Source organism: Pseudomonas weihenstephanensis (assembly GCF_001043055.1).
In the GTDB taxonomy this organism is placed as follows: domain Bacteria; phylum Pseudomonadota; class Gammaproteobacteria; order Pseudomonadales; family Pseudomonadaceae; genus Aquipseudomonas; species Aquipseudomonas weihenstephanensis.
This window is the reverse complement of the sequence record NZ_JYLF01000001.1, coordinates 300471-313794: the sequence shown is the minus strand read 5'-3', so window position 1 is coordinate 313794 and position 13324 is coordinate 300471. Positions and strand designations below refer to the sequence as shown.

Here is a 13324-nt window from a genome sequence, read left to right as displayed (position 1 = left end):
ATAGGACAAGCTTTAAAAGCCGCACAACGCCTTGAAACCCTTATCTGAAAGGCTCACATCAGACACTAAAACGGCTCAAAAGCAGCCAATGGCCAGCAGCTCGACGATTACTGATCGGTTTTTTGCTTTTCAAGCGCCACCTGATACAGCACGTTTTTGCGCTCACCGGTAATCTCGGCAGCCAAGGCAGCGGCACGCTTAAGCGGCATTTCCTTGAGCAGCAAATCCAGAATGCGCATCGCTTCGCTGCTGACGACTTCGTCGGTTTCAGGTGCGGTCCAACCGGACACCAACACCACACATTCACCGCGCTGCTGATTACTGTCGCCCTCGACAAAAGCCCGCAACTCAGCCAGTGGCAACCCCTTGAGCGTTTCGAACGTCTTGGTCAGCTCCCTTGCCAGCAAGGCCGGGCGCTGCGCGCCAAACACCAGTTCCATGTCTTGCAGGCACTCAAGAATGCGGTGCGGCGCTTCATAAAAGATCAGTGTGCGCGGCTCCTCTTTGAGCAACTCCAGCCGCGAACGGCGACCAACTGCTTTGGCGGGGAGGAACCCTTCGAAAATAAAACGATCAGAAGGCAGTCCCGCGGCCGACAGCGCAGCAATCAAAGCGCACGCACCCGGCACCGGCACAACTGGCACGCCTGCCGCTCGTGCCTGACGCACCAAGTGATAGCCCGGATCGGAAATCAGCGGAGTGCCTGCATCAGAGATCAAGGCAACGTCTTCACCCGCGAGCAAACGCTGAATGAAACGATTACCTTCATCACGTTCGTTATGTTCGTGACACGCACCCAGCGGCGTAGAGATACCAAAGTGCTGCATCAGTCGCAGCGAATGCCGGGTGTCTTCGGCCGCAATGAGCGCAACATCACGCAACACCTTGAGCGCACGCGCACTGATGTCGTCCAGGTTACCGATGGGCGTGGCCACCACATAAAGCGAGCCAACAACGGAATTCAGAGCACCTGGAGCAGTCAAAACGCGTACCTCAAAAGAGTGAAAGGCGCCATTGTAGCGCGTAGAACCTCACTCACAGCACCCTGAGGCGCGACACAAAAGAGATATTAAGGAAAAGATTGTCCGTCACAGACGCCTGAAGTCATCTAAATTTAGGCTTTATCACCAGTAACATCGCACCCCGGCCAGCGCTTGGGTACACTTCCCCCCCTTATTTGATCGAGTATCAGGAACACTACATGATCGCTTGCCTGCGGCTGTTCACTGCCCTCTGCCTCGCTGCCCTTTTGGCGGCTTGCGCCAGCTCGCCCTCGTCCAGCCTTGGCGAACTCCCTAGAACCCCGGACGCCAGCCTAGAGCAGTTGCTCCAGCAGGCTGCCCAGAGCCAAAAACCAGATCAGGCAGCCCTGCTGCGACTGTCTGCTGCCGACTTGGCCTACAAACAGCACAATGTTGATCGCGCGACGCAAATTCTGGCGCTCATCCCGATGGATCAGCTCAAACCGGCTCAACAAGCGTTTGCCAGCACTTTGTCAGCCGAGCTGGCCATGAGCCGCAATCAGACCAAAGAAGCGCTGGTTGCCTTGGGCCACCCCAGCATTGCTCGCATCAACGAGATGCCAGCCGACTTGCAAGTGCGCACCCATACCATTCACGCTCGCGCCCTTGAAGCCGATGGCCAGACACTCGCGGCAGCCCGTGAACGCGCAGCCATGAACACCCTGCTGACCGGCGACGCCGCCACCAGCAACAATGATGCCCTCTGGTCTTTGGTCGCCGCGTTGCCAGTCGATCAACTGAAAGCTCAAAGCAATGACGCACTGGGCGGCTGGATGTCCCTCGCACTGGCGGTCAAAAGCGCCGGCACGCTCGCAGATCAGCAAAACGCGATCGACCAGTGGCGCGCGCAGAACCCCGCCCATCCGGCCGCCGTTCAGCTCCCGACACCCCTGATCAAGCTCAAGGCACTGGCCAACCAACCCTTGACTAAAATTGCCCTGTTGCTGCCTCAGGACGGCCAACTGGCGTCAGTCAGCAAAGCCTTGCGTGACGGCTTCATGGCCGCCCACTACCAGGCTCAGCAGGCCGGTCAAAACCCGCCGCAAATTTTGTTCTATGACAGCTCGCGCCTGACTTCGCTTGACGACTTCTATCGCAAAGCGCAGGCGGACGGCGTGCAACTGGTGGTAGGCCCATTGGAGAAGCCACTGGTCAAACAGCTGAATGCGCGCGCGCAACTGCCCATTACCACACTGGCGCTGAACTACAGCGAGGGCGCACAAGGCCCGGCACAGCTGTTCCAGTTTGGCCTGGCTGCCGAAGACGAAGCCCGTGAAGTTGCCCGCCGCGCTCGCGCTGACGGCCTGACCCGCGCTGGCGCGATGGTTCCGCAAGGTGAATGGGGCAATCGCGTGCTCAACGCCTTCCGTCAGGAGTGGGAAGCCAATGGCGGCACCCTCGTCGGGGTCGAGCACATCGACAAACCGGTGACACTGGCCCAGCAAGTGGCCGATCTGGTGCAATTGCGCAAAGGCGGCAACTCAAGCGAGCCTTCGCGTCGCCAGGACATGCAGTTCATCTTCCTCGCCGCGACCCCGCAGCAAGCCCAACAGATCAAACCGACCCTTAACTACCAATACGCTGGTGATTTGCCGGTTTACGCAACGTCCCACGTATTCAGTGCCAGCGGCGACCAAAACCAATACAACGACATGAACGGCATCCGTTTCTGCGAAACCCCGTGGCTGCTCAACCCGTCAAACCCATTGCGCCAACAAGTGTCTGCGCAATGGCCACAAGCGAACGGCAGCCTGGGCCGTCTCTACGCGATGGGTGTAGACGCCTATCGCCTGACGCCAAGCCTGGGGCAGCTAAAGGCGCTACCTGACAGCCGCATTGACGGCCTGTCCGGCAGTTTGAGCATGAGCCAAAGCCAGCGCATCGAGCGTCAATTGCCGTGGGCCGAGTTCGTCAACGGCCAGGTTCAAAACCTCCCGGACACGCGCAACTGATGCCCGACCGCTCACGCCAACAATCCGGCAAGGATGCCGAGCACCTGGCGCTCCGGCACCTTGAGCAACACGGGTTGCGCTTGCTGGCTCAGAATTGGCTGTGCAAGCGCGGCGAGCTGGATCTGGTCATGCTCGACGGCGATACAGTAGTATTCGTCGAAGTTCGTTACCGCACGCACGCGCAATGGGGTGGTGCACTGGCCAGCATTGATGCCAGCAAGTGCCGAAAGCTGGTGTTGGCTGCCGAGTATTTTTTACAGCGTGAAACCCGCTGGGCCAATCACCCGTGCAGATTCGATGTCGTCGCCATCGACAGCTCCACACCCCATTTGAACTGGCTACGGAACGCCTTCGACAGCTAAACGCTGGCGAACCGACTCCAGCCCCCTTTTATTAACGATTTTGCTTTGCTTTGCGGGCCGCACATTTTTTTGTGCCGGGAAGTCACTCAGGAACACCTGAATCACGCCCGACCAGCCGCCCTACTTAAGGTCACATAGATGGACATGCAATCCCGGATTCGCCAGCTTTTTCAGGCCAGCATCGACACCAAACAGCAGGCGATGGAAGTGCTTGCACCCCACATTGAGCTAGCCAGCCAAGTGATGGTCAATGCCCTGCTCAACGAGGGCAAAATGCTTTCGTGCGGCAACGGCGGCTCGGCAGGCGATGCGCAACACTTCTCCTCCGAGTTGCTCAATCGCTTCGAGCGCGAGCGCCCTAGCTTGCCGGCCATCGCCCTGACAACCGACAGCTCGACGCTGACCTCGATTGCCAACGATTACAGCTTCAACGAAATCTTCTCCAAGCAAATTCGCGCCCTGGGTCAACCCGGTGACGTGCTGCTGGCAATTTCAACCAGCGGTAACTCGGCCAATATTATTCAGGCCATTCAGGCGGCCCACGACCGCGAGATGACCGTGGTCGCTCTGACCGGACGGGATGGTGGCGGCATGGCCTCCCTGCTACTGCCAGAGGACGTGGAAATTCGCGTTCCCGCCCTTGTTACCGCACGCATCCAAGAAGTCCACCTGCTGGCGATCCACTGCCTGTGCGATCTGATCGACAGCCAACTGTTCGGGAGTGAAGAATGACTTTTAATCGCCTTGGCTTAGTAGCTCTGACCTTGTGCCTGGGCTTGACTGCCGGTTGCAGCTCAGTCCTGACGGCTACCCGCGACACGCCGATTGAAGATGACCGCGGCACCCGCACCTTCGGCAGCAAGATTGACGACTCTCTGATCGAGACCAAAGTGGCCGTCAACGTCGCCAAGGCCAGCCCTGATCTGGACAACGGCTCACATATCGTCGTCACCAGCTATAACGGCATTGTGCTGCTGGCCGGACAAACCCCGCGTGCCGACCTTAAAGCCATGGCCGAACAAGCCGCCGCGTCGGTACAGCGCGTAAAGAAGGTCAACAATGAACTGCAAGTCATGGCGCCGTCTTCAATCCTGGCCCGCAACAATGACGCCTGGCTGACCACTAAGATCAAATCGCAAATGCTGACCGACAGCGCCATTCCGGGCTCTCGCATCAAAGTTGTGACGGAAAACGGCATTGTGTACATGCTCGGCCTCGTCACCAAGCAAGAAGCCACCCGCGCCACCAACCTGGTGCAGAGCGTGTCGGGCGTACAAAAAATCGTCAAATTATTTGAATACATCGACTGATTGCGATGCGCACCCGTTTTTTGCAATAAACCGCGCCACTATCATCGCAAGCGCGCTCATGCCTGCACCGCACGTACAAAAAAGGCGACCTTCTCAGGTCGCCTTTTTTATTACTTCACCACTTTCAGGCTTGGACGACCGCTAGGACGCGGCGGCTCGGAGCCTGGAGGCGACAGCTCGTCATCCACCTCAACCTCGTCATCTGCCTCAAGAGACTCTTCAAGGTCAAACACCATACCCTGACCATTCTCACGGGCGTAAACCCCTAAAATAGCCTCAATAGGCACGTACAGCGTATGTGGCACACCGCCAAAGCGACCTTCGAAGCTGACAGCTTCGTTGTCCATGTGCATGTTGCGCACAGCAACGGGCGATACGTTCAGTACAATCTGCCCGTCACTGGCAAAACCCTGAGGCACTTGTACCTTCGGGTAATTGGAATTAACCAACATGTGCGGCGTGCAATCGTTGTCCACAATCCACTCATAGAGCGCACGCACCAAATAAGGTCGACTTGAATTCATAAAGGACTCCTAAAGCCTTAGCGCATGTCGCGTTCGACACCAGACAAGCTTGCCTGGAAAGCCTCACGCGCAAACTGGCGCTCCATATAATCAAGCAGCGGCTTGGCAGGCCGCGGCAGTTCAATACCCAAAATTGGCAAACGCCAGAGTATCGGCAATAGACAGCAATCGACCAGACTTTGCTCATCACTGAGGAAAAAAGGCTTGTCTGCAAATAAAGCCGATACACCTGTGAGGCTCTCGCGCAACTCTTTACGCGCCTGCACCCGTGCAGGCTCTTTGGTGCGTGTGTCGAGAATCAAATCGACCAAGGCGCACCAGTCACGCTGAATGCGATGAATCAACAGGCGGCTATTGGCACGCGCCACCGGATAAACCGGCAGCAAAGGGGGGTGTGGATAACGCTCATCCAGGTATTCCATTACCACCGTCGACTCCCACAACGCCAGGTCGCGATCGACCAGTGTTGGCAGGCTGCCGTAGGGGTTCACTTCGATCAATTTGGGCGGTTGACGACCCGCCTCCACACTAATGATCTCGGCGCTGACACCTTTCTCGGCGAGCACAATGCGTACTCGATGGGAATAGTGGTCGGCGGGGTCGGAGTAACAGGCCAACCGATTGGTCACGCCCATGGCGGTCCTCCTCGCTTGTTGAAATGGTCAGAAGCAGAAAAACGAAAGCGCCCGAGGTGAGCCTCCAGTAACCGCAGAACCGTGGCAAGCAATGTCGTAAGACCTCACTTGCCACCCATCCTGCACTGTTACCTATTCAGAGACACCCTCGGGCGCGCACGTTTAACAGCAATGCGTGTAACGATATCAGTGCACGTCTTTCCAGTATTCACGCTTCAGCAGATAGGCGAATACAAAGAAGAAGGCCAGATAGAGCAGTACGTAAGTACCGATGCGCTGATGTTCAAGCTTCACCGGGTTGGCCGAATAGGCCAGGAAGGTCACAAGGTTCTTGATCTTCTCATCGAACTGCTCCTCAGTCAGGGCGCCAGTTTTTGGCAACACTGTCAGCTGGTCGCACGCTTCATGTGTCAAAGGCGTGCCGGTGAGCGGATCATACTGCTTCTTGCCGTCTTCGACGATCTGAACTTGCTTGCAGCCAATGACCTGACGACCTTGCAGCGGTGCAAGGACGTTAGGCATGCCCACGTTCGGGAAGACCTTGTTGTTCACACCCCAAGGGCGCGACGGGTCTTCATAGAAAGAACGCAGGTAGCTGTACAACCAATCGGTACCACGAACGCGAGCTACCAATGTCAGGTCAGGCGGTGCAGCCCCGAACCAGGCCTTGGCATCTTCAGGCGTCATGCCGATGTTCATGTGATCGCCAATCTTGGCGCCCGTCAGCACCAAGTTATCGAGCATGACGTCGTGGGGGATGCCCAAGTCGTCTGCAACACGCTCGTAACGCTGGAACTTGGCACTGTGACAGCCCATGCAGTAGTTGGCGAACGTACGCGCACCGTCCTGCATGGCAGCTTTGTCAGACACATCGATATCGACTTTGTCGAGCTGAACACCCTGCTCCGCAGCGAAAGACAGTGCAGGCATCACAGCAAGCATCAATACAGCAAATAGCTTTTTCATCAGCCAGTCACCCTTTCCGGAACCGGTTTGGTCTTCTCAAGCCTGGTGTAGAACGGCATCAGAATGAAGTAGGCGAAGTACAGGAACGTACACACCTGCGACAACAACGTGCGGCCCGGGGTCGGTGCCAATACACCCAACACACCCAGAATCACGAAGCAGATGCAGAACACCCACAGCCAAATTTTGCTCATCCAGCCTTTGTAACGCATGGATTTGACAGGACTGCGGTCCAGCCACGGCAACACGAACAGCACGGCAATCGCTGCGCCCATGGCAATAACGCCCATCAACTTGTCAGGGATCGCACGCAAGATCGCGTAGAACGGCGTGAAGTACCACACAGGCGCAATGTGTTCCGGCGTTTTGAAGGCGTTAGCCTGTTCAAAGTTCGGTTTTTCCAGGAAGTAACCACCCATTTCCGGGAAGAAGAACACAATCGAGCAGAAAACAAACAGGAACACCACTACGCCGACAATATCTTTAACGGTGTAGTACGGATGGAAAGGAATGCCATCCAGCGGGATACCGTTTTCGTCTTTGTGTTTCTTGATGTCCACGCCATCCGGGTTGTTGGACCCGACTTCGTGCAAGGCGAGAATGTGCAACACCACCAGACCCAGAATCACGATTGGCAAGGCCACAACGTGCAAGGCAAAGAAGCGGTTCAGGGTAATGCCGGAGATCAGGTAATCACCACGGATCCACTGAGTCAGGTCGTTACCGATCACTGGAATCGCGCCAAACAGCGAAATGATCACCTGCGCACCCCAGTAGGACATTTGCCCCCAAGGCAGCAAGTAACCCATGAAGGCCTCAGCCATCAGCGCCAGGTAAATCATCATGCCGAACAGCCAGACCAGCTCACGCGGCTTCTGGTACGAGCCGTAAAGCAAGCCACGGAACATGTGCAAATACACCACGACAAAGAACGCCGACGCACCGGTTGAGTGCAGATAGCGCAAGATGGAGCCGTATTCGACGTCACGCATGATGTATTCGACAGAAGCAAAAGCCTCTTCCGCCGACGGCGTGTAACTCATCGTCAGCCACACACCGGTTACGATCTGGTTGACCAGAACCAGTAACGCGAGGGAGCCGAAAAAGTAGAAGAAGTTGAAGTTCTTCGGGGCGTAATACTTGCTGAGATGGTCTTCCCACATTTTTGTGGCAGGGAAGCGGGCATCCACCCAATCCATGAACTTACTCATTACGCTTCCCCTTCAGCGACGCCAACGAGAATAGTGCTGTCATCGAGATACTGATAAGGCGGCACCGGCAGGTTCAGCGGGGCGGGTTGAGACTTGTAAACGCGACCGGCCAAATCATAGTGCGAACCATGACATGGGCAGAAATAGCCACCGACCCAATCCTTGCCAAGATCAACAGGTGCAACCTCGGGGCGGAACGTCGGCGAACAACCCAAGTGAGTACACAGGCCTACCAACACCAGAATTTCTGGTTTGATAGAGCGGTATTCGTTCTTGGCATTCTCGGGCTGATCAGACTGTGCGGAATTCGGGTCAGCGAGCTGCCCCTCAACCTTCTTGAGATTCGACAGAATCTCCTCGGTGCGCCGGACAATGAAAACCGGTTGACCACGCCACTCAGCAATCATCTGCTGACCTGGCTCAACCTTTGCAATATTGATCTTGACCGGTGCGCCAGCGGCTTTCGCCTTGGCACTGGGGAACCACGACCCCACAAACGGGACTGCCGCCCCCACCGCTCCTGCAGCACCCACCACGGATGTGGCTGCTACGAGGAAGCGACGCCGGCCGACATTTACGCCGTCATTGCTCATTCAGTCCTCTCCCATCAGCTTTGTGGCCTGTTAAATCAGGCATCTACTAAGTAAAAATCTGAACTTATAAAAATTTTGCAGAATGGTAATGAAAAGCCCCTACTCTGACAAGGTAATTACCGCTCTCGGGCGGCTACAAGCCTTGTAGTATAGGCATTTGCTGGATGTGGCAAGTTGTCACACCAATAAATCATCACCCATAAAAAACGCCCAGCTCCGAAGGAGACTGGGCGCTTTTGAACGAAGCTGCGAATTAACGCTTCGAGTACTGCGGACGCTTACGCGCTTTACGCAGACCGACTTTCTTACGTTCAACTTCACGAGCATCGCGAGTTACGAAGCCTGCTTTGCGCAGAGCGCCACGCAGAGTTTCGTCGTACTGCATCAGTGCGCGAGTGATACCGTGGCGGATTGCGCCAGCTTGACCACTTACACCACCACCGATCACGGTGACGTAGATGTCGAATTTCTCGACAGTCTCAGTCAGTTCCAGCGGCTGACGAACTACCATGCGGGCAGTTTCGCGACCGAAGAAATTCTCCAGAGTGCGGTTGTTGATCGAGATGTTACCGGTACCCGGACGCAGGAAAACGCGAGCGGTTGCGGTTTTACGACGGCCAGTGCCGTAGTTTTGAGTCGCCGACATAATGAACTATTCCGTTAAAACTTCAGTTCTTGGGGCTGCTGAGCAGTATGAGGGTGAACAGCGCCCGCATAGACTTTCAGCTTACGGTACATGTCGCGACCCAGTGGGTTTTTAGGCAGCATGCCTTTAACCGCGGTCTCGATCACGCGCTCAGGAGCTTTGGCGATCAGCTTTTCGAAGTTGATCGACTTAATCCCGCCCGGGAAACCGGAGTGAGAGTAGTACATTTTGTCAGAGGTTTTTGCACCAGTGACACGGATCTGCTCAGCATTGATAACAACGATGTAGTCACCGGTGTCAACGTGCGGAGTGTATTCCGGCTTGTGCTTACCACGCAGACGGCTCGCGATCTCGGTAGCCAGACGACCCAGGGTCTGGCCAGCAGCGTCGACGACAAACCAGTCGTGCTTTACTGTTTCTGGTTTAGCAGTAAAAGTTTTCATTCTTTATAGCCTCAGGGGCCGCCCTGTAAATTAGACGGCGGATCTTACTGAATAGTGCGTACTTTGACAAGTCAAAGGCAGCCGGGTACAGACGCTATCGGGGGCTCGGGTCAGCGCGTCCGTTCAACGGCAAGATTCTTCGGCAGGCGGCGCATCACTTCCACTGCAGAAAGAGGTCGGCAATTATCCAGATTGCGAAAAAAATTACAACCTGCTTTTATGATTCTTTCCCCGAAGGAGCACCGTATGGACTACCGCCAGCTAGGCCGAACCGACCTGAACGTGAGCGCAATTGGCCTTGGAACCATGACCTGGGGCGAGCAGAACACGCAGGATGAAGCCTTCGCTCAGATAGAACACGCTAAAAACGCCGGCATCAATTTCATCGACACCGCTGAAATGTACCCGGTCCCTCCCAAAGCTGAAACCTACGCCAGCACCGAGCGCTGTATCGGTAACTGGTTCAAGAGCCGCGGCGATCGCGCTGACTGGGTGCTCGCCAGCAAGATTGCAGGCCCGGGCAATGGCATTGACTACATCCGCGACGGTCAGCTCAAGCACAACCGCAACCACATCGTGCAAGCGCTGGACGCCAGCCTCAAACGCCTGCAAACCGACTGGATCGACCTCTACCAGCTGCACTGGCCTGAACGCAGCACCAACTTCTTCGGCCAGTTGGGCTACACGCACCACGCTGACGAGACGTTCACGCCGCTCGAAGACACCCTAGAAGCGCTCGACGAACAAGTCAAAGCCGGCAAGATCCGCCACATCGGCCTGTCCAACGAAACCCCGTGGGCCACGATGAAGTTCCTGCAACTGGCCGAAAGCCGAGGCTGGCCCCGCGCAGTTTCAATCCAGAACCCCTACAACCTGCTCAACCGCACGTTTGAAGTGGGCCTGGCAGAAATCGCCCTTCGCGAACAATGCGGCCTCCTCGCCTACTCGCCCCTGGCGTTCGGCATGCTCTCAGGCAAGTACAGCGGCGGGGCACGGCCGCCAAAAGGCCGCCTGAGCCTTTACAGCCGCTTCTCGCGCTATTCCAACCCGCAAGCGGTGGCTGCCAGCGAGCGTTACGTCGCATTGGCACGCGAACACGGCCTGGACCCGGCTCAAATGGCGCTGGCCTACGTGACACAACAACCCTTTGTCACCAGCAACATCATTGGCGCCACCACGATGGAACAACTTACAAGCAACATTGCCAGCGTCAACGTGACGCTGTCTGAGGATGTGCTCGCCGGCATCGAAGCGATTCACAACGCCCAGCCTAACCCTGCACCGTAATAACACTCCACGCCGCTGGCGTAGGCTGCGATCTTTTTCCATCGAAAATCAAAAGATCGCGGCCTGCGCCAACTCCTACTAGACATGCCCAGCAGAAAATAAGACGATCCAGCCGTAAGTTGACCAATTTCACCTATAAGAATAATCAAATCATGTCTAGTCATCTCTCCACGCCCTTGCGGCGCGTCAGCATATTGGCCATCGATCGGGTCTTCGCCTCGACCCTGATGCAAGCCAAGGATTTTTTCCACCTCGCCAGCCTGCGTCACGGTAAACAACTGGGCCAGGGCCTCAATGCAACGTTCGAAACGCGCCTCGTCAGCCCTGACGGCCTTCCCGTCTCAAGCTTCAGCAATGTGATGCTGCCGGTCGACGGCGCCCTCGAAGACTCCGACATCATCGTACTGCCCGCCTTCTGGGACGATTTCGACACACTCTGCCAGCGCTACCCGCAAATTCTTCCCTGGCTGCGCGCGCAACACGCCCGCGGCGCCGTCTTATGTGCCGAGGCCACCGGGGTGTTTTGGCTGGCCGAAGCCGGGCTGCTGGATGGCAAAGAGGCGACCACCTATTGGCGTTTTTTCAGCACCTTCGCCGAACGCTTCCCACACGTACATCTCAATCAAGACAAGCACCTGACCGACGCCGACAACCTGTACTGCGCAGGTGGCCCGACCTCGGCGTGCGATCTGTACATTTACCTGATCGAACGTTTCTGCGGCGCCAACATAGCCCAGGCGGTAGCGCGCGACATTCTGTACGAAGTGCAGCGCAACTACGCGCCGGGCCGTATTGGTTTTGGCGGGCAAAAACTGCATCAAGACGTCATCATTCTGCAAATCCAGCACTGGCTCGAAGAGCACTTCGCTGACAAGTTCCGCTTTGAAGACGTCGCCCGCGAACACGGCATGAGTATTCGCAATTTTATGCGCCGCTTCCAAATGGCCACCGGCGATAAACCCTTGCACTACTTGCAACGCCTGCGCATAGAGACCGCCAAAGGGCTGCTCTCCGCGACCCGCAAGAGCATCAAGACCATCAGCTACGACGTGGGTTACGACGACGCCAGTTTCTTTGCGCGGCTGTTTCGCCAGCACACCGAACTGTCGCCCAATCAATATCGGCAGCAGTTTCAGCAAGCGGCATAAAAATATCCGTTGGCGAAAAACCAAAAAGGCCTGCAATGCAGGCCTTTTTTTGATGCGGTGTCCGACTAAGGCTTATGTGCCCGCGTCAGGTATTCATGGGACTGCATTTCCAGCAAACGGCTCAGCGTACGCTGGAACTCGAAGTTCAAACGCCCGCCCAGGTAGAGGTCTTTCAACTCAACCTCGGCCGATATGATCAGCTTGACGTTACGGTCATAGAACTCATCGACCATGTTGATGAAACGACGCGCGATGTCGTCCGTCTTAACGTCCATCTGCTCAACACCGCTGAGAATTACAGCGTTGAAGATTTTACCCAGCTCGATGTAATCGTTCTGGCTGCGCGGGCCATCGCACAACTCACGGAAGTCAAACCAGGCCACGTCATCACAAGTGCGCAGGGCACGAATGGTGCGGTTTTCGATAACCAGGTCATCATTTTCCACCGCGCGTGTCGAGTTGTGCGTCAGCGCCTTGAAGCTTTCGCGCAAGCACTTCTCAGAAGCTTCGTTCAGCGGGAAGTGGAACAGTTCGGCCTGCTCCAAATGACGCAAACGGTAGTCCACGCCACTGTCGACGTTGACGATATCGGTGTTCTGCTTGATCAGCGCAATCGCTGGCAAGAAGCGCGCACGCTGCAAACCGTCCTTGTACAGACCATCAGGCACGATGTTTGAGGTCGCCACCAGGGTGACGCCGTTTTTGAACAGCTCTTCCATCAACGTGCCCAGAATCATGGCATCGGTAATATCCGACACAAAGAACTCGTCGAAACAAATTACCCGCGCCTCATCTGAAAAGCGTTTGGCGATGATCGTCAGCGGGTTCTTTTCGCCATTCAACGTGCGCATTTCTTCGTGCACACGCTTCATGAAGCGGTGGAAGTGCGTCCGTACTTTCTCTTTGAACGGCAGGGCATCGAAGAACGTATCGACCAGGTAAGTCTTGCCCCGGCCTACTCCGCCCCAGAAATACAGGCCCTTGACCGGCGTCTGTTCTTTTTTACCGAACAGCTTGCCGAACAGACCCGGCTTGCTCTGTGAAGAGGCAACCAGATCGTCGTACAGACGCTGCAAGTGGCGTACAGCGTTTTCCTGCGCGGCGTCATGGAAAAAGTCCGGGCGTTTCAGATCAGCTTGATATCGTTCTAGAGGCGTCATAATTCGTTAGCAAGGTAACAAAAACGGGCCGTCACTGTAGCGACGGCCCTGAGGAATGGCAATTA

At 56.1% G+C, this 13324-nt stretch carries 15 protein-coding genes; 6 read left to right on the top strand and 9 right to left on the bottom strand.

From position 1 onward, the window contains the following. Positions 1 to 107: 107 nt before the first annotated feature. Positions 108 to 965: a 16S rRNA (cytidine(1402)-2'-O)-methyltransferase gene (gene rsmI, locus TU86_RS01570; RefSeq protein ID WP_048363015.1), complete on the bottom strand. Its 858-nt coding sequence runs from the start codon at positions 963 to 965 to the stop codon at positions 108 to 110. A 236-nt stretch (positions 966 to 1201) separates the two neighbouring features. Here rsmI and TU86_RS01565 point away from each other — a divergent pair, with 236 nt between their 5' ends. From TU86_RS01565 to TU86_RS01550, 4 genes are all read left to right on the top strand, one after another. Beyond that, positions 1202 to 2974, top strand: a complete 1773-nt coding sequence (locus TU86_RS01565) for a penicillin-binding protein activator (protein WP_048362554.1) — start codon at positions 1202 to 1204, stop codon at positions 2972 to 2974. Beyond that, positions 2974 to 3336 carry a YraN family protein gene (locus TU86_RS01560; protein ID WP_048362553.1) on the top strand — a complete coding sequence of 121 codons (363 nt, stop codon included), beginning with the start codon at positions 2974 to 2976 and terminating at the stop codon, positions 3334 to 3336. The genes TU86_RS01565 and TU86_RS01560 overlap by 1 nt, the downstream gene beginning before the upstream one ends. Positions 3337 to 3474: 138 nt before the next feature. Beyond that, positions 3475 to 4068 (top strand): phosphoheptose isomerase, encoded by a 594-nt coding sequence (locus TU86_RS01555; RefSeq protein WP_048362552.1) that lies wholly within the window; start codon positions 3475 to 3477, stop codon positions 4066 to 4068. Next, positions 4065 to 4646, top strand: a complete 582-nt coding sequence (locus TU86_RS01550) for a BON domain-containing protein (RefSeq protein ID WP_048362551.1) — start codon at positions 4065 to 4067, stop codon at positions 4644 to 4646. The genes TU86_RS01555 and TU86_RS01550 overlap by 4 nt, the downstream gene beginning before the upstream one ends. A 110-nt stretch (positions 4647 to 4756) precedes the next feature. Here the strand turns inward: TU86_RS01550 and TU86_RS01545 are convergent, their stop codons facing one another. From TU86_RS01545 to rplM, 7 genes are all read right to left on the bottom strand, one after another. Next, positions 4757 to 5170, bottom strand: a complete 414-nt coding sequence (locus TU86_RS01545) for a ClpXP protease specificity-enhancing factor (RefSeq protein ID WP_048362550.1) — start codon at positions 5168 to 5170, stop codon at positions 4757 to 4759. A gap of 17 nt (positions 5171 to 5187) precedes the next feature. After that, entirely contained in the window at positions 5188 to 5805 is a 618-nt protein-coding gene (locus TU86_RS01540) for a glutathione S-transferase N-terminal domain-containing protein (protein ID WP_048362549.1), read from the bottom strand. A 186-nt stretch (positions 5806 to 5991) separates the two neighbouring features. Then, positions 5992 to 6771: a cytochrome c1 gene (locus TU86_RS01535; protein WP_048362548.1), complete on the bottom strand. Its 780-nt coding sequence runs from the start codon at positions 6769 to 6771 to the stop codon at positions 5992 to 5994. Next, complete coding sequence (locus TU86_RS01530; protein ID WP_048362547.1) at positions 6771 to 7982, bottom strand: cytochrome b; 1212 nt, start codon at positions 7980 to 7982, stop codon at positions 6771 to 6773. The genes TU86_RS01535 and TU86_RS01530 overlap by 1 nt, the downstream gene beginning before the upstream one ends. After that, positions 7982 to 8575, bottom strand: coding sequence for a ubiquinol-cytochrome c reductase iron-sulfur subunit (gene petA, locus TU86_RS01525; RefSeq protein ID WP_048362546.1), 594 nt, complete (start codon positions 8573 to 8575; stop codon positions 7982 to 7984). The genes TU86_RS01530 and petA overlap by 1 nt, the downstream gene beginning before the upstream one ends. 253 nt (positions 8576 to 8828) lie before the next feature. Further along, on the bottom strand, positions 8829 to 9221 hold the full coding sequence (rpsI, locus tag TU86_RS01520) for a 30S ribosomal protein S9 (RefSeq protein WP_003216038.1): 393 nt from the start codon (positions 9219 to 9221) through the stop codon (positions 8829 to 8831). Positions 9222 to 9235: 14 nt separating this feature from the next. Next, positions 9236 to 9664: a 50S ribosomal protein L13 gene (rplM, locus tag TU86_RS01515; protein WP_048362545.1), complete on the bottom strand. Its 429-nt coding sequence runs from the start codon at positions 9662 to 9664 to the stop codon at positions 9236 to 9238. Between the two features lie 246 nt (positions 9665 to 9910). Here rplM and TU86_RS01510 point away from each other — a divergent pair, with 246 nt between their 5' ends. Then, positions 9911 to 10951: an NADP(H)-dependent aldo-keto reductase gene (locus tag TU86_RS01510; RefSeq protein ID WP_048362544.1), complete on the top strand. Its 1041-nt coding sequence runs from the start codon at positions 9911 to 9913 to the stop codon at positions 10949 to 10951. Positions 10952 to 11178: 227 nt separating this feature from the next. Next, positions 11179 to 12099, top strand: a complete 921-nt coding sequence (locus tag TU86_RS01505; RefSeq protein WP_173427001.1) for a GlxA family transcriptional regulator — start codon at positions 11179 to 11181, stop codon at positions 12097 to 12099. Between the two features lie 65 nt (positions 12100 to 12164). Here the strand turns inward: TU86_RS01505 and zapE are convergent, their stop codons facing one another. After that, complete coding sequence (zapE, locus tag TU86_RS01500; protein ID WP_048362542.1) at positions 12165 to 13259, bottom strand: cell division protein ZapE; 1095 nt, start codon at positions 13257 to 13259, stop codon at positions 12165 to 12167. Between the last annotated feature and the right edge of the window lie 65 nt (positions 13260 to 13324).